The organism is Paenibacillus sp. FSL K6-0276, from assembly GCF_037977235.1.
Classification (GTDB): Bacteria; Bacillota; Bacilli; order Paenibacillales; family Paenibacillaceae; genus Paenibacillus_AQ.
In genome coordinates, this window is the sequence record NZ_CP150276.1 from 280,689 (window position 1) to 305,770 (window position 25,082).

Annotated in this window: 23 protein-coding genes; 7 read left to right on the plus strand and 16 right to left on the minus strand. The window is 43.5% G+C overall.

Annotated elements, in window-relative coordinates:
* Positions 1–4: 4 nt before the first annotated feature.
* The 6 genes from MHH52_RS01320 to MHH52_RS01345 form a co-directional block, all read right to left on the minus strand.
* A complete protein-coding gene (locus MHH52_RS01320) occupies positions 5–1,309 on the minus strand; it encodes a 6-phospho-beta-glucosidase (protein WP_313636563.1) in 1,305 nt (434 codons plus the stop codon).
* Between the two features lie 6 nt (positions 1,310–1,315).
* Positions 1,316–2,311 carry a BadF/BadG/BcrA/BcrD ATPase family protein gene (locus tag MHH52_RS01325; protein WP_313636562.1) on the minus strand — a complete coding sequence of 332 codons (996 nt, stop codon included), beginning with the start codon at positions 2,309–2,311 and terminating at the stop codon, positions 1,316–1,318.
* Positions 2,312–2,342: 31 nt separating this feature from the next.
* Positions 2,343–3,332 carry a LacI family DNA-binding transcriptional regulator gene (locus MHH52_RS01330; RefSeq protein WP_313636561.1) on the minus strand — a complete coding sequence of 330 codons (990 nt, stop codon included), beginning with the start codon at positions 3,330–3,332 and terminating at the stop codon, positions 2,343–2,345.
* A gap of 143 nt (positions 3,333–3,475) precedes the next feature.
* Positions 3,476–4,861: a sugar ABC transporter substrate-binding protein gene (locus tag MHH52_RS01335; RefSeq protein WP_340006163.1), complete on the minus strand. Its 1,386-nt coding sequence runs from the start codon at positions 4,859–4,861 to the stop codon at positions 3,476–3,478.
* 52 nt (positions 4,862–4,913) lie between these two features.
* Entirely contained in the window at positions 4,914–5,792 is an 879-nt protein-coding gene (locus MHH52_RS01340; RefSeq protein ID WP_313636559.1) for a carbohydrate ABC transporter permease, read from the minus strand.
* On the minus strand, positions 5,789–6,682 hold the full coding sequence (locus MHH52_RS01345) for a sugar ABC transporter permease (protein WP_340006165.1): 894 nt from the start codon (positions 6,680–6,682) through the stop codon (positions 5,789–5,791). The genes MHH52_RS01340 and MHH52_RS01345 overlap by 4 nt, the downstream gene beginning before the upstream one ends.
* A 364-nt stretch (positions 6,683–7,046) precedes the next feature.
* Between MHH52_RS01345 and MHH52_RS01350 the strand changes: the two genes are divergently transcribed.
* Positions 7,047–7,844: a hypothetical protein gene (locus tag MHH52_RS01350; protein ID WP_313636557.1), complete on the plus strand. Its 798-nt coding sequence runs from the start codon at positions 7,047–7,049 to the stop codon at positions 7,842–7,844.
* On the opposite strand, the gene MHH52_RS01355 is transcribed toward MHH52_RS01350, so the two are convergent.
* From MHH52_RS01355 to udk, 5 genes are all read right to left on the minus strand, one after another.
* Positions 7,839–9,188: a Mur ligase family protein gene (locus MHH52_RS01355; RefSeq protein WP_340006167.1), complete on the minus strand. Its 1,350-nt coding sequence runs from the start codon at positions 9,186–9,188 to the stop codon at positions 7,839–7,841. The genes MHH52_RS01350 and MHH52_RS01355 overlap by 6 nt on opposite strands.
* A gap of 14 nt (positions 9,189–9,202) precedes the next feature.
* Positions 9,203–10,288, minus strand: coding sequence for a hypothetical protein (locus tag MHH52_RS01360; RefSeq protein WP_340006169.1), 1,086 nt, complete (start codon positions 10,286–10,288; stop codon positions 9,203–9,205).
* Between the two features lie 28 nt (positions 10,289–10,316).
* Positions 10,317–10,967 carry a hypothetical protein gene (locus MHH52_RS01365; protein ID WP_340006171.1) on the minus strand — a complete coding sequence of 217 codons (651 nt, stop codon included), beginning with the start codon at positions 10,965–10,967 and terminating at the stop codon, positions 10,317–10,319.
* A 96-nt stretch (positions 10,968–11,063) separates the two neighbouring features.
* The gene (locus MHH52_RS01370) at positions 11,064–11,219 is read right to left on the minus strand and encodes a spore germination protein (protein ID WP_313636553.1); all 156 of its coding nucleotides are present in this window, start codon (positions 11,217–11,219) and stop codon (positions 11,064–11,066) included.
* A gap of 59 nt (positions 11,220–11,278) precedes the next feature.
* Positions 11,279–11,905 carry a uridine kinase gene (gene udk, locus MHH52_RS01375; protein WP_313636552.1) on the minus strand — a complete coding sequence of 209 codons (627 nt, stop codon included), beginning with the start codon at positions 11,903–11,905 and terminating at the stop codon, positions 11,279–11,281.
* A gap of 157 nt (positions 11,906–12,062) precedes the next feature.
* Here udk and MHH52_RS01380 point away from each other — a divergent pair, with 157 nt between their 5' ends.
* Complete coding sequence (locus MHH52_RS01380; RefSeq protein WP_313636551.1) at positions 12,063–13,175, plus strand: beta-eliminating lyase-related protein; 1,113 nt, start codon at positions 12,063–12,065, stop codon at positions 13,173–13,175.
* On the opposite strand, the gene MHH52_RS01385 is transcribed toward MHH52_RS01380, so the two are convergent.
* From MHH52_RS01385 to MHH52_RS01400, 4 genes are read right to left on the minus strand one after another with little or no spacing between them, the layout of a single operon-like run.
* Positions 13,149–14,465, minus strand: a complete 1,317-nt coding sequence (locus MHH52_RS01385; RefSeq protein ID WP_313636550.1) for a glycosyltransferase family 2 protein — start codon at positions 14,463–14,465, stop codon at positions 13,149–13,151. The genes MHH52_RS01380 and MHH52_RS01385 overlap by 27 nt on opposite strands.
* A 19-nt stretch (positions 14,466–14,484) precedes the next feature.
* Positions 14,485–16,032, minus strand: a complete 1,548-nt coding sequence (locus MHH52_RS01390; RefSeq protein WP_340006176.1) for a sugar isomerase — start codon at positions 16,030–16,032, stop codon at positions 14,485–14,487.
* Positions 16,007–17,134 carry a polysaccharide pyruvyl transferase family protein gene (locus MHH52_RS01395; RefSeq protein ID WP_340006177.1) on the minus strand — a complete coding sequence of 376 codons (1,128 nt, stop codon included), beginning with the start codon at positions 17,132–17,134 and terminating at the stop codon, positions 16,007–16,009. Before MHH52_RS01395 ends, MHH52_RS01390 begins: the two co-directional genes overlap by 26 nt.
* Complete coding sequence (locus MHH52_RS01400; RefSeq protein ID WP_340006180.1) at positions 17,131–18,162, minus strand: glycosyltransferase family A protein; 1,032 nt, start codon at positions 18,160–18,162, stop codon at positions 17,131–17,133. The genes MHH52_RS01395 and MHH52_RS01400 overlap by 4 nt, the downstream gene beginning before the upstream one ends.
* A gap of 227 nt (positions 18,163–18,389) precedes the next feature.
* On the opposite strand from MHH52_RS01400, the gene MHH52_RS01405 reads away from it, so the two are divergent.
* The 5 genes from MHH52_RS01405 (at position 18,390) to MHH52_RS01425 (ending at position 23,651) form a co-directional block, all read left to right on the plus strand.
* Positions 18,390–18,623 carry a hypothetical protein gene (locus MHH52_RS01405; RefSeq protein WP_340009876.1) on the plus strand — a complete coding sequence of 78 codons (234 nt, stop codon included), beginning with the start codon at positions 18,390–18,392 and terminating at the stop codon, positions 18,621–18,623.
* 282 nt (positions 18,624–18,905) lie between these two features.
* The gene (gene ald / locus MHH52_RS01410; RefSeq protein WP_313636624.1) at positions 18,906–20,039 is read left to right on the plus strand and encodes an alanine dehydrogenase; all 1,134 of its coding nucleotides are present in this window, start codon (positions 18,906–18,908) and stop codon (positions 20,037–20,039) included.
* Between the two features lie 747 nt (positions 20,040–20,786).
* Positions 20,787–22,046, plus strand: a complete 1,260-nt coding sequence (locus tag MHH52_RS01415; RefSeq protein ID WP_313636545.1) for a helix-turn-helix domain-containing protein — start codon at positions 20,787–20,789, stop codon at positions 22,044–22,046.
* Positions 22,047–22,124: 78 nt separating this feature from the next.
* A complete protein-coding gene (locus MHH52_RS01420; protein WP_313636544.1) occupies positions 22,125–22,853 on the plus strand; it encodes a protein-glutamine gamma-glutamyltransferase in 729 nt (242 codons plus the stop codon).
* A gap of 99 nt (positions 22,854–22,952) precedes the next feature.
* Positions 22,953–23,651 (plus strand): hypothetical protein, encoded by a 699-nt coding sequence (locus tag MHH52_RS01425; protein ID WP_340006183.1) that lies wholly within the window; start codon positions 22,953–22,955, stop codon positions 23,649–23,651.
* Between the two features lie 88 nt (positions 23,652–23,739).
* Here the strand turns inward: MHH52_RS01425 and hflX are convergent, their stop codons facing one another.
* The gene (gene hflX / locus MHH52_RS01430; protein ID WP_313636542.1) at positions 23,740–25,005 is read right to left on the minus strand and encodes a GTPase HflX; all 1,266 of its coding nucleotides are present in this window, start codon (positions 25,003–25,005) and stop codon (positions 23,740–23,742) included.
* Positions 25,006–25,082: the final 77 nt, after the last annotated feature.

The following is a 25,082-nucleotide window of genomic DNA, read 5'->3' on the forward strand; positions in this document are numbered from 1 at the left end:
ATGGTTAGTTGGCATAAAAGTTCGGCAAGAACTCTTTATTGGCTTCCAGCATTTCATCCAGCATACGAACCGCCACATCTACAGATGGAACGAGTGGATGATGTACCAGTGCCTGAAGGGCAAGCGCACGATCACCGGTTACAGCGGCATCAATAGCTAGTTGCTCATAAGTTTTGACCGCATGGATGAGTCCCTTGGCCATCGGTGGAATCTTGGTTAGTGGTAGAGGCAGTGGACCATTCTTGGTGACGACACAGTTGACTTCGATACTTGCATCATCTGGCAAGAAGTCCAGTATGCCACGGTTAGCAACATTCAGGGTCTGGATGTCATTTGATCCGTTATGGAGCGATCTCATGAGATTAACGGCCGCTTCTGAATAGAACGCACCACCGCGTTGTTCTAGCTGTTTTGGCTTCTCGCTTAGCTCTAGATTAGCGTATAGCTCAAACAGCTCTTCTTCTACGCGTTTCACGACCTCAGCACGGTTGATGCCTTGCTTAAACGATTCCATCTGCTCTTCGAGCATGGCATCCGTCATATAGAAATATTTCAAGTAGTAGGAAGGGACGGCGCGAAGCGATTGTAAGAATTCGGGATTCCACTCCCGGGCTGGAACGTTCTTGGCACTGTAACCCTCTGTGAGCATATCATCCAGCTTATCTTCACCTTCAACGTCGATTCGAGTAATCCAGTGTAAGTGATTCAGACCAACAAATTCGGCATAAACACGGTCCGCAGCTACGTTATATTTGGCGGATACTTGCTTGATCAGGCCGATAGGTGCATTACAAAGACCGATACTCTTTACGTTGGAGTATTTCAGAACAGCCTCAGTGACCATCCCTGCAGGGTTGGTGAAATTGAGCAACCATGCGTTAGGAGCCAGCTCTTCAATATCACGGCACACATCCAGTATGACAGGGATCGTACGCAGTGCTTTCATCATTCCGCCAGGACCCGTTGTTTCTTGACCAATAACACCATATTTAAGAGGAATCGATTCATCACGTGCGCGGGCATCTAGCATGCCGACACGCATCTGAGTGCTGACGAAGTCCGCGCCTTCGATAGCTTTGCGGCGGTCTGTAGTGAGATGGACTTCAATCGGAAGTCCGGACTTCTCTACCATACGCTTAGCGAGATTTCCAACGATATTCAGCTTGCGGAGTCCAGGCTCAATGTCTACAAGCCATAGTTCGCGAACAGGAAGCTCCTTGTAATGAAGAATAAATCCCTCTACCAATTCGGGTGTATACGAAGAACCCCCACCGATAACTGCGATCTTTAATCCTTGATTAGTTGCCAAGATCAATCACTCCTGTCTTATTTGTTGTTGGATAGATTCATAATCTTGAAATTGCCGCATTTTCTCATAGACTTCACTACTAAGAGTCAAACCGTCATGATCCATCGCTGACCATACGGCACCTACTACAGGCTCTGTGGCAAGGGTCACCACAGTTGCTTGTGGAGCTGCAGCCTGCACGGCCTTCTCAATAGGTTCGCGAATCCAGCCGCGATCCCCACGGGTTAGCAGACTTCCCGCCAGAACCACATCGAAGGTATCTTGTTCCATGCCAAGCTTGTGTATGACAGCAACGGCGGATTTTCCTAATTCAACGCCTTGCCGATTTAGAATCTCTAAGGCTACGACATCTCCCTCAGCAGCCGCTTCGAAGAGCAAACGTGCAGCGTGCACAGGCACCTGTTTCCAATGATCGAGGAAATCATTAAACATATGTGCAACTTTCTCATAACCTAGCATTTTGAGCAAAAGTTCGGTCAAGAGGGTAGGCTGTTCTCGTCCATCCCAAGCTCTTATGACGGAGCGAAAGACTTCAATGTTGAGTGCACCGCCCCCACCGAAATCACCGTACATGTAGTCGAATCCGCCGCACTGATAGTGCTCCCCCTGCAAATTTCTTCCTGCTGAATTGGTACCAGTGCCGCAGATTAGTGCAACTCCATAAGGGCGAGTCGTCCCTGCTCGTAGTCCGATCATGGTGTCACAGTTAATGGTGTAATTGGTAAATCCGATCTCGCGTATCATAGGATGGAGAATGGCATAATCGGCCTCGCGGTCGGCACCGGCAAGCCCAAGATAGGCGTGCTTGATGTCTTCCAATCGGAGTCCAGCCTCTGCCAGTGCTCCGAATGTGGCCTCTCGAATGCTGTTAGCTGCCTCAAGGGCGCCAGTCTGGTGGTTACCGTTACCGCTCTTGCCTTTACCGAGAACATTACCAAGTTCATCGCTTAGCAGAGCATAGGTTTTTGTACCTCCGCCATCGATCCCTAAGTAGTAAGTCAATGGTTATCACTCCTAGTGTATAGTATGTAATCTACTTGGCTGTGGTAGATTCACGCACAATAATTTCTGGGTCAATCCGCATACCGGCTCCACGTTTCATCTTTCCAGAGATGCGTCTGAGCAGCATATCTGCGGCTGCGAGCCCGATTTTATCTGAAGGCTGACGTATCGTTGTCAGATGTGGATGAAGCTGTGAAGCAATGTAATGATCATCATAGCCGACCACAGCTACCTGTTCCGGCACACGGATGCCGGCTTCCATCAGTGCGTTAATGACCCCAAGGGCGATATTGTCATCGCCGGCGAATACCGCGGAAGGCAGCTTTCCTTCGTCTAGCCAACGCTTGCAGGTATCGTACCCCACACCGATATCAAAATCGCCATGTACGATCTCGAACGGGGTGAGCCCTTTTTCCTGAAGCGCCTGTATAAATCCACTGCGACGCTCGCGCGTACTACGGAACATTTCGTGACCGCAGACATGGGCGATGGACGTATGTCCGAGCTCTAGCAGATGACTGGCAGCTGTATAGCCTCCCTTAAAGTTGTCGATTGTGATGGAGTAAGTATCATTCTCCGGTTTCTGATTATCGATCAGTACATAAGGGATGTCTCGCCGCTTTAATTCAACAATATAGTTGTCCTCTTCCATTGGAGAGAGCAAGATCAATCCATCTACCCGATCCTCCTGAATCAAATAGTGGCTATCATCGGATTCAATGCCGGTTGAGATGGATATGGCTAAAAAATATCCATGCATCGCTAGGATCTCATTCAGCTCTTTGACCACCGCATCAAAAAAGGAATCCTGCAGGGTCGTGACAATCAAACCGATAATGCCAGTCTTACCGCTGGCGAGGCTGCGTGCAGCGGCATTGGGGTGATAATCCAGCTCTTTGATTGCATCCAGTACCTTTTGTCGATTATTTTCTCGTACCGATTTGGCTCCATTTAAGACCCGGGATACGGTTACGACGGATAGTCCGGATTTTTTAGCTACATCAAAAATACTCACTTTCATCTCTAGTTCTCCTTGGGGCAGATTTTCCGATCCTGTATTCTACCTTTAGTATACAGGGTTGGCTGACTGTCCGCTAAACGTATGGTTTCAAGCAGGTATACCGTCCCTAAAGGGACGGCATAGGTATCAAGTATAATGTTGTATTATCGATGAATGATTTCTGTTACTTTCTTCTGAATCGTCGTCATAACCTCTTCAACCGTCTTATGTCCAGTCTCTACGGGCTGTAATTCATTAATAAACATGTCATTAATTTGCGAGTAGTTAGTGATTAAGTGGTTGTAGGACTCAAAGCCGTAATTGACAGCGCCCTCGTAGACATTCTTGATATCTTGTGGATCGATACCGTCAAAATGTTTATAGTAGGCTTCCGCAGCTTCTGTATTGACCGGTGGGTTACCGCCGCTCAGGTCAATGGATTTCTCTTGCACTTCGGTTGTAATCAGGTATTTAATCCATTCAAGAGCTTCCTTCGGATGCTTGGAGTCTTTCAAGATCAACAGCGGGTCAACATACAGAGTACTCCGTACTTTGTCATTTCCGCCCCATGGTACAGCAGCAACACCGATCTTGAATGGGAAGTCATTAGCGCCTGCGAGGTTCCATGAGCCTCCGATAGACATACCGATTTTACCTGCAACAAAGGGATCGCCGTTCTGACCGGCTACGCTTTTGCTCCACTCGGTGGATGGAGATACTTTATCTTTGAAGACGAGATCGAACAGCTTGTTGTATGCGGCGATTACCTCTGGGGAGTCAAAATAGGTCTCGGATGGCACACCGCCATTGGTCCATGTATCCTCTGAATAAGGCTCAGCTCCAAAGTATAACGGCCGCATATCCCGTTCAGACCAGGTAAAGTCTACGCCGTATTGTGTCTTGGCAATATCGTCGGATACCAGTGTCATCTTTTTGGCATTCTCCACCATTTTGTCATAGGTCCAACTCTTATCTTCATAATCGCTTGTTGGGTAAGACAGGCTGGCAGCATCAAACATGTCTTTGTTATAAAGCATCAAGGTGACATACATATTAACCGGGATGCCATAGGTATGGTCTTTAACCTTGTAGATGTTCATCAAATTCTCTGGGATGTTGTAATCCTCTGCCTTGAAACCATCCTCTTTCATAAGGTCGGTCATATCGAGAAGCATACCCTTGTTATAGTATTCTGCGAAGCCGCCATACCCCCAGTGACTTGTCACATCGGGCGATTTGCCTCCAGCAATTAGCGTTTGTAGCTTGCTATCGAACTGTTCGTAAGGTGCTTTTTCCACTTTGACTTTAATATTCGGATGTTGTTTCTCGAAATCAGGGATTAACTTTTCGACAAATGTGCGGTCTTCTGAATCAATCGTGTAATGGGTAATCGTTACCGTTTCCGCTTTGCCTCCGGAATTAGTAGAGCCGCCGTTTTCTTCAGATAGCGTGTTACCTGCTGATTTACCTCCGCTACAGCCTGACAATGCCAGAACAACGAGCATGGTTGTTGCGAGTAAACACGCAATGGTTTTCCTGTTCTTGTTCATTAGCTAAACCCTCCATGATTTGAATTATATTTGGCCGCCTAATGGCGGATTATTACTTGATTCCCGTAAGTACAATACCTTCAACGAACTGCTTCTGAGCTACAGCAAATAGCGTAACGATAGGAACCATAGCTAGTACGGACGCAACCATTAGCAGATGCCAAGGCGGAATGCGAAACCGTGAAGAGGTAAGGGAGGACATACCGACTGGAAGTGTGAACTTATCTGACGAGCTTAAGTAAAGCACCGGTGTGAGTAGATCGTTCCAGTTGTAGATGAAGGCAAAGATGGCCACAGTTGCGAGAGCTGGTTTGGAGAGTGGGAGGGCTATGGTAGCCCACATCCTTATTTCACCACAGCCGTCAATGCGTCCAGCATCAAACAGCTCTTCAGGCAGGGTGGAAAAGAATTGGCGCAGCAAGAAAATGTTATAGGCTGAGCCGAAGAACGCAGGCACGATTAGCGGAAAGAAGGTATCAATCCAATTCATCTTAGAAAAGAGTACAAATTGCGGAATCATGATAGCCGGATATGGCAACATCATGGTGCTTAGCAGCATGATGAACCAAATTTGATTGCCTTTACCTCTGAATCTGGCGAACCCATAGGCGACCAGCGCTGATGATATCAGAGTACCCACAACGCTAAAGCCGGCGATAATTAGACTGTTCTTGTAAAGTGTACCGAATTGTAGAGTATCAAAGATTTCCGTGTAATTGCTCCACTGCCAACTCTCCGGGAGAAAGGAGGGAGGGAATTTTAGCATCTCACGCTTCGACTTCAATGAAGTGGAGACCATGAAGAACAACGGGAGTAACATCAGAAATGTTGTAACTACTAAAGTGATAAAGCTTAAAATCTTAATCGGTTCCATTTTCCGGCGACGTCTTGTATCTTTGGGGCGGTGGCTTAGGGCTCTAACTGTACTCATTTGCGTCCGCCTCCTTCGTAGTGAACATAACGGTTAGATAATTTCATAATAAGTGCCGTGCATAGCATAACTACGATGAGCAACACCCAAGCCAGGGCTGAGGAGTAACCGGCGCGATATTCTTTGAAAGCACTGGTGTATAAATTGTAGACATAGAACCAAGTAGAGTAGTTCGGACCACCTTGGGTCATGACAAAAGCTTGGGTAAAGACTTGGAAGGAATCAATCAGTCCCATAATTAGCTGAAAGAGCAGCACAGGAGAGATCATAGGTAAGGTAATGTTTACAAAAATTCTAAAGCGTCCAGCACCGTCAAGGTTAGCGGCTTCAATCAGGCTTGCCGGTACGCCTTGCAGACCTGCAAGGAATAGAATCATTCCTGATCCTGCGGTCCAGAAGGTCATGATAATCAGAGCATACAGTGCGGTGTCTGGGTTCATCAGCCAAGCCGGTCCATGAATACCAAACCAGGAGAGGATATAATTGAAGAGCCCAATTTGTGGATTGAAGATCCAATACCATAGAAGCGACATAGCCACGCCAGATACCATACTTGGGAAATACATTGCAGTTCGGAAGAAGCCGCGAAGCGGGATCGTCTGATGAAGAAGCAGTGCGAATCCAAGACCAAGCACAAGCTGGATAGGTACGCCGATAAAGGTGTATCTCAGTGTGACTACTACTGATTTCCAGAACAGTTCGTTGTGAAACATCTCTGTGTAGTTAGCGAGTCCGATGAACTTGGGCGGGTGGATAATGTCATAATCAGTAAAGCTAAAATAAAGCGATGATAAAATAGGATAAAGGGCGAATACAAGGAAGCCGAGAATCCAAGGGGAAATGAACAGATACATGTAGAACGTCTGCCGCCTGTTCTCGCGATTGATCATGACACACCAACCTCTCACATTAAAAAGTTTAAGCGCTTTAACTTTAGGACGTACTAACACTACTAATATGCTGGATTACTAGGAATTTAGGAAAGAAAGTTTAACCGCTTTAACTTTCTGATCCACCTGATAAGTTTATCATAGAGGATCATCACTAAATAATCAATACTTATTTTTATTTATAAAAGCGCTACCCGTCACTTAATATGACATAAAATCGACTATTTTTTATAAAAAGTCGATGAAAATAGAATTTAGATACGGATCGCGTTATGTATTATAACATAATTTTATCGTTCTCGATTGTTATATCCCGTGCTATGATTAGGCTTGGTCATATCTTTTTTAGAATCGAGGAGACTGAGTGACGACAAGAACGTACTTGAAAATGATCCAGCATTCCGTGAAATCCTCAGGCATTACCTTTGAAGAAATCACGCCGAATTTTGTGTATAGAGCGACAGATGGAGCCAAATCCTTTGTGATGGTAGACGCCGAAGTAGGTCTGAACAGCAGTGCCTCAACGATCATTGCGATGAGTAAATCTCTAACTTATGACGTCTTGCACAAGAGCGGAATACCTGCCGTTGAACATCTCTATTTGCCACATCCGGATTCCAGATTTAATCGTTCAAATCCCTACCTATTAGCTGAGCGTTCTTTTTATAAATTCAATGGGCATGTGGTTGTGAAGCAGGACAACGGGGCACAGGGGAATCATGTGTATAAGGTCAACGAGGTGGAAGATTTACACGAGAAGCTAGATGTATTATTTTCTTTGCAGCTTAATGGGGCGATAGGACCTTATTATGAAGCGGAGATTGAGTATAGAATCGTAACCTTTAATCATCAGGCGCGTGTATTCCTTGGCAAAAAAAGAGTTCATTCCTGGAAGCACAATTTGATTAACGGGGCTGTTGCTATTGAGGTTAGCGATCAGGCCAAACGAGTGGCGCTGGCGGAGCTTGCATCCCAGACTTCTAAAACGATGGGCCTTGATTTCTGTTCCGTAGATATCTTAGAGACTAATCAAGGCCTCATGGTTATCGAGGTTAATCATAAGGTCATGCTAGATGAATATTGTAAGCAGAATCCAAGCGAAGTGCCAGCTCTATCTGACCTTTATAAGGAAGTAATTCTCATGCGCTTTGAGAAGCTATAAGCCGATATCGAGCAGCGATTGCCCGAATAATCTTTTGGCATTTCCGATAAAGGTTTGCGTACCGACAATTACAAAAATCTCGGAAGACGAGCGTGCTTTAATGTGCGTAAGAGCATCCTCCAAGTAGGGGGATTCGGAACTTTTTTCGATAAAACGCTTGGCAACATGGAGTGCATCTGTAGGAAAAGAAAGATGACTGATATCAGGCCTTGTAACGATTAATTGATCCGATACCGTACTCATGACCTCGATGACCCCTGTGTAATCTTTATCTTTAGGAACACCGATGATTGAAGTTACAGGTCGACTGCGGTCAGGATTCACTAGTTGAATTAGTTCGGCCAAATAGCTTGCAGATTCTCTATGAATAGCTCCGTCAATAATCGTTAATGGATCATGGCAGATCACTTCACAGCGCCCCGGCCATTGCAGTTTTGCAAAGCAATTGAGAACGAGTTCCCTATTCAAGGGACCACCTGTAATATCCTCACATAGTGCGACTGCCGTGGCTGCATTTAGAGCTTGAAATTGTCCCAATAACGGAATTGTTAAGGAGGGGTAAACCCCTTGATTTGTCCGAACATCAAAAGTAGTTCCAACGGGTGTTATTGTAATAGAGTCAGCCCAGAACTGCTCCTCATAATACTGCACAGAATTGGAAGTTAGGTTCGCCTTTATAGTCGCAAGTACGCTCGATTTCTGTTTGCTAATATAGACGTTAATAGCCTTGTTTTTGACGATGCCCAGTTTATGTAGTGTAATACTGTTCAGGTCAGGTCCCAAATTAGCTACATGTTCTTCCATAATCGGAGTAATGACAGCCCAATCATTCTTCAGGACATTTGTGTCATCAAACCTTCCGCCTCTTCCGCATTCAATCACATTGAAATTGGTATGATTCTCCTTGAAATACAACGTCGCAATTGCCAGACCCACCCCAACAGGACCTTGATACTCATCAGCGGCAAGCTGATTTTCAATCGTTTGGAATCCCTCGCGAACTACATTTCCTAATCGTACAAAATCGTCTGTGGGTATAGCCTGCCCATCAATCCGTATTCTTTCGTTGAAATCCACCAGATGAGGAGAGGTGAATAAGCCCACTTTAAATCCTAGATGACTTAACAAAGAGGAGATAAATCTAGAGGTGGAGCCTTTACCTTTACTGCCTGTGACTAGTATGTATTGTTGATCTCGATCCGGACTTCTGACTAGATCCAGCAATGCTCTGGTTAATTCCGGTCTTCTAACTTGTTCATCCAAAGTTTCTGTGATGTTGTTAATGGCTCTTAGATAAGAGCTGTAGATCATATCTTCTACCTGGGATTGTGAAGTGAATTCCACGATAATCGCTCCATTTAGTTAATTTTTGCACGTTCTTCAGATAGTGTTGTATAGATGATTATCGGAAGTAGTACCAGAGAAATAGCAACGGTCAAAGCGATGCTCCAGTTCAAATCCTTATACAGCTGTACTACTGTAAACAACAAAGCGATTACGGGCAAGACCAGCTTATTTAAGTGTTTTAAGAATAGGGAGTTCATGCTTCTCTTTACGGTAACCGATGTGCCGATACTAGGGATTTCTAATTCGTTTCGTGACAAAGCGGTGATTCCGATAAATAAGTGGCTGTCGATAAATTTAAGCTGCTCATTCTCCTCATTAAGTTTGATTAACTGGGCAATGTGCTCAGTGTCTATATCTAAGATGGGGACGGTTATTTGTTTGTTGTTATAGGTAATGACGATTTTATCGGTCTCTTCCATGCCCAGCAATTTTCTAACATTGGGATGAATTCGGCATAGATTTTGGTGCTCATCAAAAGGGTAGGGATGTCCTACTCTTAGGGTAAGCTCTCTTTTGCCAATGAAAAAGTTTCCTAATGCGGTTAAGGGCCGTTTGATTCCCAGATTTATAAGTTTATGTATGCCTGGCGTGGGCTGATGAGGTGTTCTTGCACGGGTAATGATCAATTGATCGTTCTCAGCAGAATGGGTCTCAAGCAACAACATGATGTATCTGTTGAAATAAAGGGTATTCGGCTTGGCTGTGTCATCTTCTTTTAAAGTTAGGTTAACCCGAAAGCCATTCTTAGGATTAATCAGTTCGACATGATTCGAATATTTACGGACGAGCGTTGGACATGCTTTGACATAAGGTTTGGCAATCTCGTCCACTTTAGGAATTCCCCGAAGGATTGTGTTGTACTCAGGTTTAGTGATGGTTAATCCTGTAATGGGGCAGTCCCCTAGCTTGTCCTTTGCTCTTTTGGATAATTGAATACTGCCTCTTGGGATATCACTTTTAGATAAAAGTAAACAACTAACCTGAGCGCCATTCACTGCTGCAAGATCGACAAAGATATGATGGACTAAGCCTAAATCGACCAGCTCATCGGGGTTCATCGTGATTTCTTCCCGGGCGGTATAACTTTGTTTGTCCAATATAGTGAAGGTCTGTTCGATATTTATGTTAGGCGCCTCCCAATTGATTGATGATTTGTTCAAGGGAATGAATGGTTTTTTGGAATAAATCAAATGATTTCGGGTTGCGATAATTTCGATTAATTTCAATTTGAATACTTTGAACTAACAATTCTTTGGCGGAATACGAAGTGATCGTTCCGGGATGAGATGCAGAAAAGGTGTGGTTTTGAAGAACATTGGTAATACCATTATTGAAAAAGATACGTATGACTTCATTTATATTATTGTCTTGTATGGATGTTCCGTGTAATGTACCTAAATCAATATCGAATTCTCTATCCTTAGAGGCACCATGCAAGTCTATAACAAAGTTAATTTGATGTTCTTTGACAAGTGTTCCAAGCGCAGCCTTATATTCTCCGCCAAGGATGTAATTAGGGTCTTCTTTGGAGAAGCTATTGGAATAGATACAGTGGCACTTTGTGAGCTTTTGTAACAGCAGCGCAAGAGAGCCTGTATACATATCCGCAGGTTTTACAGCATGTTCTCTATAGTGGTTAATGGCATGCGGAGCAGACACAAGTATAGGAAGTGAGCCTTCTACAATAGAGTAGGAGGGGTCAAGCCCGATATCGCCAAAATAATTATTATTAGAGAATTGTAACTCATACTTTTCGATCAGAGATAAGATATGCAATCACCTATTCATAGTTATTTTAAAACTATTATAACGTTTGAAGATTTGTAATGGCGAGTTTTTCCAATAAAATGGCTATTTAAATGTGCCCAATGATTAAAATATTCGAAAAAGAGATTCAAAGAAAGAAATAGCTACATATAAAGATGGGGCTAGTAGTGAAATAAATATACAGAAATAACGGAGCATCCGAACTAAGGTACCAACATCCTTATTCTTTGAATAATCTATTACGGCTTTGGGGATGAGCACGCAAAAAAGCCGTCGAGAGAATCTCGACAGCTAGGGTTAGAACTAGATATTTAAGAACTTTAGGACATCCAGTCGTTCGTCAGATGCTTTTCGGTCAATATGGACAGCAACTGGATACCGACCTCATTATGGCCACCTTCAGGGATGATCAAATCGGCGTATTTTTTGGATGGCTCAATAAAAGCTTCATGCATCGGTTTAACCGTGCTCAAATATTGATGATGGATCGACTGAATGCTCCGACCGCGTTCCTCGATATCCCGGAGTACCCGGCGGAGGATGCGTACATCAGGATCAGCATCAACAAAGACTTTGATGTCAAGCATATCGCGGAGGTTCTCATCGGATAGAACATGGAGTCCCTCGATGATTACAATATTGTTTGGTTTCAGTTCTACGGTCTCCGTAGTGGAGCGGGCATGAACTGTGAAGTCATACACCGGTGCATATGCGGTCTGATCTTCTCGCAGACATTTAAGATGCTCAATAAGCAGCTCGTTGTCGAAAGCGAAAGGATGATCATAGTTAATGGATTCACGTTCAGCGAAGCTGAGGTGCGAATGATCCTTATAGTAGTTATCTTGAGATATGAAAGTTACCTTTCCCGTTCCAAGACGGTCAATGACGGAGCGGGCTACGGTTGTTTTTCCCGAGCCGGTGCCGCCGGCGATACCAATGATGAGCATGTGATTCAATAACCCTCCCTAAGATTGCCGTTGCAATTCCAATATTGTAGCACAGCGCTCATGTTTTTTCACCTTAGATCGGGTAAAATCAAGATGGGATTTTTTGAAATTCGTCTATATTAGGGACAAGGCAAACACGGAAGGGGCAATTCTACCAATGAACGGAAAAAAATCAGTGCAAGAGGCCTTTAATGAAACGATTTATCGAATCGTAGGACATGGGAATAGAGATGTTCAAGTCTTGAAGGAAGCCTTTGAAGCTGTAGAGAACAGTACAGCATCTGATATTTATGGCTCTGGAAAGGTTATCGAGGATTTTCAGTCGGAGATGGCGAAGCTTTTGGGAAAAGAAACAGCAGTCTTCTTTCCGAGTGGAACGATGGCACAACAAATCGCCTTAAGAATATGGTGTGATGAAAAAGGACTCAAGAGCGTTGCCTATCATCCTTTATGTCATTTGGAGATCCATGAGCAGGATGGGTTGAAGGAATTGCATCATATCGAGCCTGTCCTACTTGCGGACAAGGATCGACTAATCACCTTGGATGATGTATTACATATGAAGGAAGATATTGCTTGTCTGCTGCTTGAATTGCCGCAGCGCGAGATTGGTGGACAGTTACCGGAGTATAAGGAGCTTGAAGCGATTTCTGCACATTGCCGTACTCGGGGAATTAAGCTGCATTTGGATGGCGCAAGATTGCTTGAGACGCTTCCCTATTATGGCAAGACAGCTGCTGAGATCTGCGCACTCTTTGATAGTGTCTATATCTCTCTGTATAAAGGTATCGGGGGAATTGCAGGCGCGATTCTGGCAGGCAGTGAGGATTTTACGAAGCAATCGAAGATATGGAAACGGCGTCATGGTGGAGACCTAATCAGTCTGTATCCATATATTATTTCCTCAGATCACTACTACCGGCAAAGAGTAGATAAGATGCAGCAGTATTATGAAGGAGCCAGGGAGCTTGCTGCCTTAGTTAATCAATGTCACGCCGTGACTACTATGCCCACTGAGCCTATCTCTAACATGTTTCATATGCATTTTCAAATGTCTAGGGAGAGCATTGAACCGATTCTGTCTTCTCTATATGAGGCAACAGGAATCGGATTAAGCGCAGCAATAAGACCAACAGGAGACCATAGTTCTTATTGTGAGATCAGTATTGGAGACAAATACGCCGACATCCCTAAAGAAGAGGTGAAAGGATTCTTACTGCTGCTTGATAAGCTAATGCGTGAATCATCTTCCGAGCAGCGTTCGAAGTAACGAAATCCGTAATAATTGTTTTTTAATAAGCTTCATACGAAATTCATTTCTTAATGTATTGTAGATCGGCGGGCAATGGTTAAGGGCCCAGTGATACATGAATTTAAAGTCTGTAGCGTCTTTTGCAGAATTTAATAAATAGTATGAGATCGTATCATAAGCATTATGGTTGAACCATTCGGTCATTTCCTGCTCGCTATATCCATATTTCTGAACGGCCATATTCTTAATCAACAGCTTTTCCTCCAGATTCTCAATTAAGAATCCCTGGCTCAGATTAAAGGTAATGTTGTCCCCGTGTAATCTATACACACCTGCAAGGGTATCTATGAAGCCAGCATCACCGACCAACAAGGAACGCAGATAAATAGAAGCATCGTTGACCATGTTCATATTCAGGATATCCATAGCCATTAAGGCCTCACGCTTAAAGACAGTAGTTAAAGTTGAGGCTGGCTTTGGGTATCCTTTTTTCTCGAAATTCATGAAATAATCGCGTTTCTTAATAATACTGCTAAGCTGCAGATTAGAGATTTTCAGTTGTTTAACCTTGGAATACTCAAGAAACACATTAGCGGCCACAAATGATATTTCTGGATGGAGACTATGAAATTCCACAGCCTTACTTAAATAATTCATGTCAATCAGATAGTCATCATCATCGAGAAAAAGAACATAGTCACCATCACCATGAGCGGCAAAGGCTTTACGGCGATTATTTCCAGGACCGCTATTCTTTTCGTTCCGCATGTAGATTACCTGCGTCTCGTCTCCGAAGCTTTGATGCATTAACTCTTCCGTACCATCTGTAGAACAATCGTCGATCACTGTGATCTCTTTATGAGGATAGTCTTGCATTAAGATGCTTTGGACCGCTTGATATAGGAATGCTTTTCTATTGTAAGTAGTGATGATGACACTGACCTTGGGATGCTCGGCTAAGGAATAAGCTGCTGGGTGTGAAATACCCGTATCTGAAGACTGGTTTTTGATTGTAACTAGCCCATGAATTAATCCGTCGATTTCTTCGTTCACGATACTGAATTGTTCTGACAGATAGAACCTTAATGCATCCTCTGAAGCTCTCCCTGTGAGATAAGCATGGATCACCTCAGATAAGGTTTCTAGAAAGGTTTTGGTTTGCGCATTTTGTTCTTTATCTATGATAAGGCGGCATTGTTGGATTATTTCTTGATCATCCATTTGAAGGGCAGATGAATGGTTCATTTCATCATTAAGGTCATTTAGAAAGACGTAACAGGCTTGCTGTAAAACCTCGCTATGATCCATTTCAAGTCCTCCTGATGTGTTATTTGGATAAACCACTTACCTTAGGTCTAGCTACAATTTTACTTTTGAGTTTATATCGATATTTTTGGAGATGCTCCCACGTGTACAGGAATACTTCCCGTTCCATCAAAGAGGCGATAACGAAATATATAGGCAAGATCACAATTCCTAAAATTACGCCCCATATCATAATTCCCGCATAGGAATGGATGGGGATGTCGATTGCGGTGGTGATTAGAATAATGCCTACAAAAATCAATGCATTCGTGAGCCATCTTCTAAAGGTGACCCAAGGACTGCGATGCAACAGATGTTTGCTGGCATAGACCACAATATCTATGGAGCGGTACAAGAGAGCGGCTATCGTTCCCATCAATACACCGTAAATCCCCATAAAGATAACGAAGACAATAGATGCGACCAGATTGATGGCGGATTCCAGAATGGAACGGTTCTGTGTGTTCTTGAAATGTCCGGCGATGGTAATCACATTATTAGAAGAAGCTCTGGCATTGGTTAATAATTTGATGACTACGAACAGGATCGGCAGCCACATATCGATATAATTCACGTCATTTACCCCAGCTGTATACAATTTCATAAAAGGTAGAATTAGAATATAAGCCACCGTTAGAATCGAGAAAATGAGCCCCATAAAATACACTTCGTAAGCATCATAAAATTTAATGAATGCTTCTTTACTCTCATGAAAACTCTGGCCTAGAGCAGCTTTCACGCTTCCGTTTATGGTTTGGACGATGTTATCTACAATCGTAAAAATCATATTGTACATAACATAGATGCTGACGATCTTTAAGTTCGTAAATATAGTCAGGATTAGCACGTCGGTATTTCTAAACACCAAGTAGGAGATCTCATGGACTAACACGGAATTTTTTTGACCAATGGCTTCGTAGTCTGGTTTGAGATGTAGGTTGATCCATTTGTAATGCTTATTGATATAGATATAGAAGACGACGATTTGAAGTATGGTCAATATGAAATAGGAAGCTTGCACAGCGGTGATGTTAACACCTTGAAGTAATAACAGGATCCGAATCACGTTGTTCAGAATGTTAGCCACGGTGACTATAGATGTCTCTACATAACTTTTTCCCTCTGCAGCGAGCAGCACTTTGAATTTCCCTTGAAAATAATAATTGATCGCTCCGCCCATTCCTGTGAGCAAAATAATGAGCATAATCGATAATCGATCGATGTCAGAAGTGATCACTAATGGATACACAATGGCGATTAGAAGGACAGCGAAGAAATAATAAATGCCTGTTTTTTTATAATAGCTAGAGGTGGCGGCTAGAATAGAGTTGATATGGTTCTTATCATCCGAAGCTACCGGCTTATAAAGAGCTTGGATCGAAGCGGCGCCTACGCCGGCTTCCAGCAGGGCCAAATAACTAATGATCTGTACAATAGAAGCAATTAAACCATTGGCCTCTGAGCCATAGTTCACCATAATCAGTCTGGGTATGAAAAAACCGAGGATGATCGTGATGAGCTGACTCCCGAGTCCAAAGGATAAGTTAAGAATGCTCCGCTTGGCTCTCATAACGTATCCTCCTTTCGTAAAGCGATAAATACGTATCCAGATGCTCGAAATGTCTCTCGGCATGTTTGGCTTGCGGTGTGACATCCATGTAGTGAGTAGTCATGCTTTCAAAAACCTGCGCAGGCTGGAGCTGCTCCAGTGTAGTGAAATCGGTATATATCCCTTTGAACTGGGCATCTTCCATTACATTGATCATTTTTTTGCTGTAAGCCACAGGAAACACTGGTTTACCCAACACCCAGCCCAGGATCATCGCATGGAATCTTGAAGCAACGATAAAGCTGGAATGGGCTAGAACGGCCAAGACCTCTTCCATATTCGTTTTATATAAATGCACTTGAATGGCATCCTCGTAGGAGGGACCCATAAGATTCTGGATTTCTTCAATCGCTAACTGATCGCCTTCGTGTTCGCAAAATGACATGAAATGAACAGCGTATCCTTTTTCAATGAAATAAATTGCGAGATCTTTCATTTTTTCATAATAGAGGTTGTCAAAACCGTTCAGACCTTTAGCAGAAGGCTTAATGACGGATAAGACGATGTAATCCTCGGGTTCGCTTTGAAGATCTGGCGGGTCTAGCTGAAAAATAATATCTGGCGCTAAACGAACATTGTTCAGATCATCAAATAAATCATAAGAGTATTTTTCTCTGAAGCAGATATCTGTATAGTCCTTGAAGATCCGCTTGTGTTCCTCATAATATTCCTTATCTGTATAAGGGCCAAAATTCGATCCTAATAAATAGTAGGGCTTATTCTTATTCCGAATGGCCTCTGCGTTCTTGAAATGCTCTTCCCAATGCTCTGCCTGCATAAAGATCGAGCCACCGATATGAACAACGCCATCGGAGTGATCTGCCATATATTTTTGCGCCAGATTATGTATCTTTAACCTTCTACAAATAAAGGCAATGCCTCTTAAGAAAATGGAATCGGAAGGAATCACTTTGAGGTTCTTGATCTCTTTGAAGATCAGCTTGTATAAGCGTGGAGCGCAGATTCTGAATTCGGTATCCGGATACCTTTCACATAGCACCTTTATGAATAAATCATCGCCCAAATTAAATTCGGTATAGGCATAGATCAGCATCTTTTTCATATTCTAGATTCCTTTCGCTTGAACCTGGATAAGCTTCTCTCCACAGAAATGAATCTGTGATATAGAAGCGGGGAGATTAAGAATGCTCGGATATAAAGGGCTAATCTTCGATCATTACCTCTATAACGTCTTATGAGATCATACATTTCTTGATTTAGTTCAGGGTAGGTATGATCGATGTCGTGAAGTAACTCCTGAATGCTTACGCCTTCTGTCCCATTTAGACAGGTCTTTAGGTTGAAAAAGTAGTTCTCGATTAACTCGCGATTTCTTATATAAGGGGATATCGTATCCAGCTGCTCAAAGGGATGGGCCTCGAAATAGGCATCGACCCGTTTGAATACACCCACGACATCAAATTTTTTCACATTATAGCTATTGGAAATCGACGTGTTTCTTTGTAAATAAAACGATAATATATCCGGAAGCGTGATGACTCTGGCGGCTCTGGACAAGGCTTTGTAGATAAACTCCTGATCTTCTCCATTCACACAGCGTTCCGTATATTTGAGCCCATGAAGGAGTAAGAATTCCCGTTTGTACGCAATGCTCCCTGTCCATATTCGTAAGCTTTTGTTCACGAAAATATGAGTCAGTGCTTCACTGCCTGTTATGTCGCTATAAGCGGAGGTGTAACTCAAAGTAGTGACTTGATCCTCTGAGACATGGCTATATCCCCAGCAGATAATCTCGGGGTCAGATAGTTGAGTATAGGTATGAATGGTTCGTACTAAGTCTGTAGAGATATAATCATCTCCATCCAGAAACAGCACATAATGGCCTGTGGCTTCTGCTAAGCCTCTATTTCTAGCCGCACTAACCCCCTGATTCTCTGTTCGAATGACTTTGCAGGAAAGGGTGGGGTGAAGTGCGAGAATATTTGCTATCACGTTATAGGTATTATCCGTAGATCCGTCGTCCACGATAATGACCTCGAAATGCGGTTCACTTTGGATAAGGAGTGAATCAAACATAGGGGTTATATAATGTTCTATATTGTATACAGGGACCACAATGCTTAGATTCATGTGCTGGCTCCTTTCCTTGGTAGAACTGGATAAATAGCTACCTTAAGCTTACCCTCCGTATTAAAAGATTGTATATACTACTTTAGTTTACTTATTGCTGCCTCAACTTCGTCGTAACATCACGCGAATAATAATTATTACAGTATGTAAAATGAAAATAATATGGATTGGTATAACATATATAGAAAGCCATAAAATCATGAACGCTCGAAGCGGAAGGACTTACGATGCAGCTGCAAAAAATATTCGTGAACGGTGAGAGATTAAAGAATACGATTGAGGCATTTGCGAATTTTGGGCGTACAGATAAAAATGGCGTGACCCGGTTATCGCTGACGGAAGAGGATGTACCTAGTGTGAATGGCAAAAGTCATTGTGAAGAGGAGCTTACCTCCTATGAAGACTGTGAAAAAGGGGTAAATGTAATCCTAGAAACGGTGATGTTATTGCTTTCAAAATAATGCGCGTCACTAAATGTAACATTCCAATATAGCAGTAGTGCTTTAATTTCATACGAAATCGTCAAAAAGACAATCTAAGCGGTGTCTTTTTTTATGAGATAATGAAGAGGGTTGTGTTGGGTACCAAATGAACCCAAAGTAACTGGGCAGTTTAAGTCGAATCCTTTGTGTAAAAACACAATGATGATAGATAATATTTTAATTTTTTACCAAATTGGGAATACTAAACGTATGTTATCATTCTTTACATAAGGGATCTACATTAGACGGGAGAGATGAATGATGATTATCGGAGTGCCTAAAGAAATTAAAAACAATGAGAATCGTGTAGCCATAACACCTGCGGGTGTAGTTAGCCTTATTAAGGAAGGACATCAGGTGCTGGTGGAAGCTGGGGCTGGTGTGGGAAGTGGATTTCCGAACGAAGAGTATGCTTCTGCCGGAGCAGAACTGATTCAGGATGCAGCCACGGTCTGGAGCTCTGCCGAAATGGTGATGAAAGTGAAAGAACCGCTGGAAAGCGAGTACCCCTATTTCCGTCCAGGCCTTATCTTGTTCACGTATCTGCATCTTGCGCCTGAACCTTCTCTGGCTGCTGCGCTCAAAGACAATGGTGTCTTTGCCATCGGATATGAGACGGTTGTTCATGAACGTACCTTGCCACTATTAACACCGATGAGTGAAGTTGCAGGCCGGATGTCTGTTCAGCTTGGCGCTCAGTTCTTGCAAAAAAACTATGGCGGACAAGGGATTCTTCTCTCCGGTGTTCCCGGAGTTAGCCGTGGGAAAGTTAGCATTATCGGCGGTGGAGTAGTAGGTACCAATGCAGCTAAAATGGCCATCGGCTTGGGCGCAGATGTTACAATTGTTGACCTTAGTGCGGAAAGATTACGTCAATTAGACGATATTTTTGGGGCACAGATCAATACGCTGATCTCTAACCCTTACAATATTGCCAAAGTGGTAGCTGAGGCAGATCTGTTGGTAGGTGCGGTGTTGATTCCGGGTGCGAAAGCACCGAAGCTGGTTACGGAAGAAATGGTCAAGACCATGAAACCGGGATCGGTGATTGTCGATGTGGCGATTGACCAAGGTGGTATCGTAGAGACGATCGACAGAGTGACAACACATGATAATCCTGTGTTTATCAAGCATGGCGTACTGCATTATTCTGTTGCTAATATGCCGGGTGCTGTTGCCAAAACTTCGACGATTGCTTTAACCAATGTCACCGTTCCATACGCCCTGCAAATTGCCAATAAAGGCGTGATCAAGGCGATTCAGGATAATGCCGGCCTAAGAAGCGGTGTGAATGTAGCCAATGGTAAGATCACCTGCCAAGCGGTGGCTGAAGCGCTTGGTGAGAAATATTATACGGTAGAACAAGCGATGGAGCAGACGTTCACGATGAGCTAAATAGATGCGTTCTATATGAGTAGTAATATTTGAAACACCAAAAGACAGCAAGTTCCCGCTACGGGAGTTTGCTGTCTTTTGGTGTTTCTGGTTCCCTCGGTCCGGAGGAGATCCGGTAGAGATCTGCTAGTGTGGTGATAAAGGTGGTTGGGATCGGCTTAAGTGTGGCTAGATCCGACAGAAGTCTGCTAGTTCGATGATAAGGCTGTAGGACTGTGTTTTGAAGATGGTTGGAATTCGATCAAAACTAGCCAGTTCCAACTATGTCGAGCTAGATTTGGCTAGTTACAGCTAGTATTGGTTAGTTTTTGGTTTTTGCGATGGTGAGAGGTTTGTCGGAGATGATTTATAGGGAAATCCTCCCTATAAATTACGCGGAAATAGCTTATAAACACTGACTTTAGGGAATTCCTCCCTATAAATACGAAGAATATGACCGATTAAGCCCAAACGTGATGAATTATAGGGAGTTTTTCCCTGATTAGTAGTAGGTAAGGTCTAAAACACACAATTATAGGGAGGAATTCCCTAAAAATTATAAGGGAGTACCTACGAATAGCGGTTATATGCCCCACCTCGAAACGCCGCAACTCCGCCCCACGCTACCTCGCCACCCGACCACCTTTCCAGCTATCCCGAATCCCGCAAACCTTCCCATTATCTTGTAGTCAGCTGGGAGTACGCATACTATAATAAAATCACTCTAGAGTACAAGATTCGGCTATTTTTCAGGTAGGGGTGGGGCTAGTGACGGATAAGGATCCATTATTTGATCGTTTCTTCGATAGTATGGAATCGTTGGCGGATGCTATTAGTGAATCTCTTCAGTCTCAAGTTACGATTGAGGACAGCAATCACCATGTGATCGGATACAGCTCCCATCAATTTGAGAGTGATTCTGCGAGAATTTCAACCATAATCGGAAAGCGCGTACCTAACGCCGTCATTATCGGTTTGCGTAAAAAGGGGATTATGCAGCAGCTTGAGAACGCTGCACGTCCGATTCGGATTCCTGCGGTCATGGAGGTGGGACTTGGACCTCGTCTAGCCATTTGCATCAAACATCAGAAGGAAATTCTCGGTTATATATGGGTAGTGGATGCAGGGAATTTAGTTGAAGGACACGCAGAGAATATTGTTGAGAAAGCGGCGGCCATCGTTGGTCGCTATATATTGAAACAGCGGGGTTGGAAGACGAAGCAGGAGAAAACACAGGAGGATTTTTTCTGGAAGCTGCTTACTTCCCACTATGACAATGAAGCGAATATTAAACAGGATGCGGAAGTTTGGTCGATTCTTTTGCCGGAAAAGTATTATATTAGCGTGTTTGAAAGTGACAAGGTAATCAATGATCATTTCGTACTTCGGTTTCGGCAAACAATAGCCTCCTATCCGGGTCTGCAATTATTGTTTCTGACTGCAGAGCACAATCGGCTGATTATATTGTTTTCATTCAGCTTTCACATGGAAGGGACCGGCAGACTGTCTTCGTTCATGCACAAAATTATCGAGGATATGCGTAAGGGTGAGAGCTGTATGCTGGCTGCAGGTTGTAGCCTAGATTACAGCGAATATATGTCGGCGGCAATTGCTTACTGGGAAGCAGGGTCCATTCTGGAGATCAAGAAGCTACTGCCTTTTCATGGCCGGGAATTACTATTGTATGAGGATATCGGATTTTGGGCGTATATTCCGGCTATTATGGAGCAGAAGCGCAGTCGAACCCGTAAAAGTCCTTTGCTGTATCCGCTTAAAGAGCATGACCGCGAGCATAAAAGTGATTTTTTAAAAACAATCGCCGTTTATTTATCGCTCAGTGGAAACTTGAAGGAATCCGCCGCTTTTTTACATATTCATACCAACACATTGCTGTATAGATTAAATCGAATAACAGAGATTACGGGCAAAAGCTTAAAAGATACGGCATACCGCACTTCTATATATTTGGATATTTTGACGGAAGAGACAAGGCAGCTTAATCAGTGGTTTATTGAGTCCCGGGAATGATATGAATTAAGCACCAACAGGGCAGCGAACACGTACAATAACCTATATTTAGAACCTATAACATTGGAGGGACTAAGCATGGTGAAGGAAGTTCGTTCACCCGATGCCCTTGAATTTGAACGGAAAATGAGAGATAGCATCGTGGAATCGGCCGAAGCTTTAAATAACAGTGGAGTGGATTTTGCTACATTTGATGAATCCCGCTCCAATCCGCAGTTTTGGACGCTTACTGATATTGGAGGACTTCAGCTGAACGCTGGCGTGGAGCCTTCGGTGGGAGTTAAAGACATTTTTCGGAACGGACATTTATATGCCTTCGAATGCGCGACAGCCATGGTCATTGTTTTGTACAAGGCGACAATTGAAGCTATAGGTGAAGAAGCCTTTAATAAGTATTTTAAGGATTTGTTCTTATGGGACTGGAACTACGACGAGAATCTACGCTTAATTACGAACTATAATAAGGATCAAATGCGGCGTGGAGATATTGTGTATTTCAGAAATCCAGATCATGCGCCTAGCAAGCCAGAATGGCAGGGTGAGAATGCTGTTAAGCTTGAAGAAGACCTGTTCTATGGCCATGGCATTGGGATAACCACTGCAGAAATCATCATAGACTCGCTTAATGAGGAAAGAGTGCCCGGAAGTAATATCTCAGCTTTTCTTACGAATGAATCGATACATCCTGACTTTAATTATTTACAGAGATTATCTACAGATTCTGTCATACCCGGGGCGGAAAATAGAGGCTCCCAATACACTGTATTTTCAAGAATAGGGTCTAGAAGCTACATTTATAAGATCTAGGCCTCGCCTGTTTTATAGCTTGCTGAGCAATGCAAAGAGAGTATTTCTTTTGTATTGTTCTTTTTTTATTCTATAATTTGGACAAAATGGGGGTGGAGCATGCTAGTGCGAAGTAAAAACAAACGAAAGATATGGATGGCAGCAGGTCTGATTGCTTCGTCCATCGTACTGTTATATGTTTTTGTATTTGTTTATGAAACTCCGGGTGGAATATCCGATTGGCGATTATCACGCGCTTGGGGATTGGAGAGTACGGTGCGTATTCCACTTAGCCATACCCCAGAGGAAGCTGTTCAACAAATGCGGGGTTCTGGGACGTTTCAGGTCATACACCGTGAACCCATCGAAGGGGGCAAGCTTTTATTTATGAAAAGAACGGATAAGCAAGATGGCAGTGATCTTCAGGTAGAGTATATACGAAAAACATGGTTCGGATGGAAATGGGGCTGGGGCGGAGGATACGTAATCGGTGAGAGTAAATCTCCTACACAAACGAAGAATGCGTTAACTTATATGAGTATACCTACAGTAGAACATATCTCCTCTCCGTTCCCAATGGTGTTTGGCGATGTTCTCGATTCAGCGATTAAGAATGTAACAATCCAGACTAAGGACAAAGATGAATATAAAGCAAAGCTGATCCATACGACAAAAGAAAGCACCATCTGGTTTGTATTACTGCCGACTACACAGTCTACGCCTTTAGAAATTAAGGGATTTAGTGAAGAAAACGAACTTATTGCGCATAAAACAATAACCGATCCGCGAGACAATGGAACGATAGAGGCAATTCATTGATTTTTTCTGCTAAAAAGAAGGATAGAGCTTCAGATAACTCTGAAAACTCTATCCTTTTAATTATGGACAACAATGTCGTTTATTCTTGTTAAAGTTCAATAAAGTCGTTGCGAAATTTCTCGAAATCAGATTTTCTGCATTCCAGTTCAAGCCGTGTCCCTGTTTCTTCATAGCTAGTCGATTGGACATGCGCATGCTCGTTAAAATAGGAGACCACATTGCCACGATCAAATGGAATCAGAATTTCACACTGTACATAATCCGTAAACACATGACTGCGAATCAGATCTGTAAGTTCGGCCATCCCGCTATTTTGTTTGGCGGAGAGATAGACATTGTCACCCTCAAGGTGAGGGTAAGGCAAGTCAGTTAAGTCAGCCTTGTTATAGGCATAGATCGTCGGAATTTGGTCCGCGCCGAGCGCTTTCAACGTCTCATCGGTGACGGCCATATGCTGCTGATGCTGCGGATCGGAAATGTCGACTACGTGAATCAATAAGTCAGCTTCGGTCACCTCTTCGAGCGTGGAGCGGAATGCTTTGACTAGATGATGGGGAAGCTGGCTGACGAATCCAACGGTATCCGTTAATAAAAAGGTTTTATGATCAGGTAGCTCAATGCTCCGAACAGACGTCTCCAGCGTAGCAAATAACATATCTTTGGCGAACACTTGCTTATTAGAGCCTGGATGATACGTCTCCACCATCACATTCATTAAGCTGGACTTGCCGGTATTCGTATAGCCGACGAGACAGACGACAGGAACCTCATTCTTATGCCGCTGCTTCCGCTGAATTTGGCGTCTGGCCACTTGCTGTTGAAGCTCAACCTGTAGCGCTGAAATCCGCTCTTCTATTCTTCTGCGATCTAGCTCCAGCTTGGTTTCACCAGCGCCTCTGTTTTTGAGTCCGGCACCGCCGCCTTGTCTGCCGAGTGATTCTCGAAGACCCGTCAATCGGGGCAGCATATATTGCAGTCTGGCTACTTCTACTTGCAGCTGTGCTTCTTTGGTCTTCGCTCTTTCCGCGAAAATATTCAGAATCAGAATCGTCCGGTCAATGACCTGACAATCCAGAGAGGACTCCAAATTGCGAATCTGTGAAGGGGATAGCTCATCGTTAAAAATAACAATAGGAGCATCATGCGCTTCTAAAAGCGCCGATAGTTCTTGGATTTTGCCTGTGCCGATATAGTGAGAAGGGTTGATCCGGCTTGCCTTTTGACTAAGTTCCCCGACAACCTCCAGGTCACAGGCCGCTGCCAGATTACTAAGCTCTTCCATCGAATAAGCGAAGTTTGTTTCATTTTGAAGCTGGACACCGACCATAATTGCTTTTTCTCGTAGTTGTTCCATATATTTATTCATCCTCCAGTAGTAAATAGTAAACGCAAAAAAACACAGGCCATCTGCCTGTGCTTAAGGTTCGTTAG

Coding starts and splice junctions, on each gene's coding strand:
- MHH52_RS01330 (WP_313636561.1), bottom strand. CDS start 3,332: ATGAAAGTGAGTATTTTTGATGTAGCTAAAAAATCCGGACTATCCGTC.
- MHH52_RS01335 (WP_340006163.1), bottom strand. CDS start 4,861: ATGAACAAGAACAGGAAAACCATTGCGTGTTTACTCGCAACAACCATG.
- MHH52_RS01340 (WP_313636559.1), bottom strand. CDS start 5,792: ATGAGTACAGTTAGAGCCCTAAGCCACCGCCCCAAAGATACAAGACGT.
- MHH52_RS01345 (WP_340006165.1), bottom strand. CDS start 6,682: ATGATCAATCGCGAGAACAGGCGGCAGACGTTCTACATGTATCTGTTC.
- udk (WP_313636552.1), bottom strand. CDS start 11,905: ATGCTCATCATTGGTATCGCCGGCGGCACCGGCTCGGGAAAAACAACC.
- MHH52_RS01380 (WP_313636551.1), top strand. CDS start 12,063: ATGAACGGAAAAAAATCAGTGCAAGAGGCCTTTAATGAAACGATTTAT.
- MHH52_RS01385 (WP_313636550.1), bottom strand. CDS start 14,465: ATGGATCATAGCGAGGTTTTACAGCAAGCCTGTTACGTCTTTCTAAAT.
- MHH52_RS01390 (WP_340006176.1), bottom strand. CDS start 16,032: ATGAGAGCCAAGCGGAGCATTCTTAACTTATCCTTTGGACTCGGGAGT.
- MHH52_RS01395 (WP_340006177.1), bottom strand. CDS start 17,134: ATGAAAAAGATGCTGATCTATGCCTATACCGAATTTAATTTGGGCGAT.
- MHH52_RS01400 (WP_340006180.1), bottom strand. CDS start 18,162: ATGAATCTAAGCATTGTGGTCCCTGTATACAATATAGAACATTATATA.
- MHH52_RS01405 (WP_340009876.1), top strand. CDS start 18,390: ATGCAGCTGCAAAAAATATTCGTGAACGGTGAGAGATTAAAGAATACG.
- ald (WP_313636624.1), top strand. CDS start 18,906: ATGATTATCGGAGTGCCTAAAGAAATTAAAAACAATGAGAATCGTGTA.
- MHH52_RS01420 (WP_313636544.1), top strand. CDS start 22,125: ATGGTGAAGGAAGTTCGTTCACCCGATGCCCTTGAATTTGAACGGAAA.
- MHH52_RS01425 (WP_340006183.1), top strand. CDS start 22,953: ATGCTAGTGCGAAGTAAAAACAAACGAAAGATATGGATGGCAGCAGGT.
- hflX (WP_313636542.1), bottom strand. CDS start 25,005: ATGGAACAACTACGAGAAAAAGCAATTATGGTCGGTGTCCAGCTTCAA.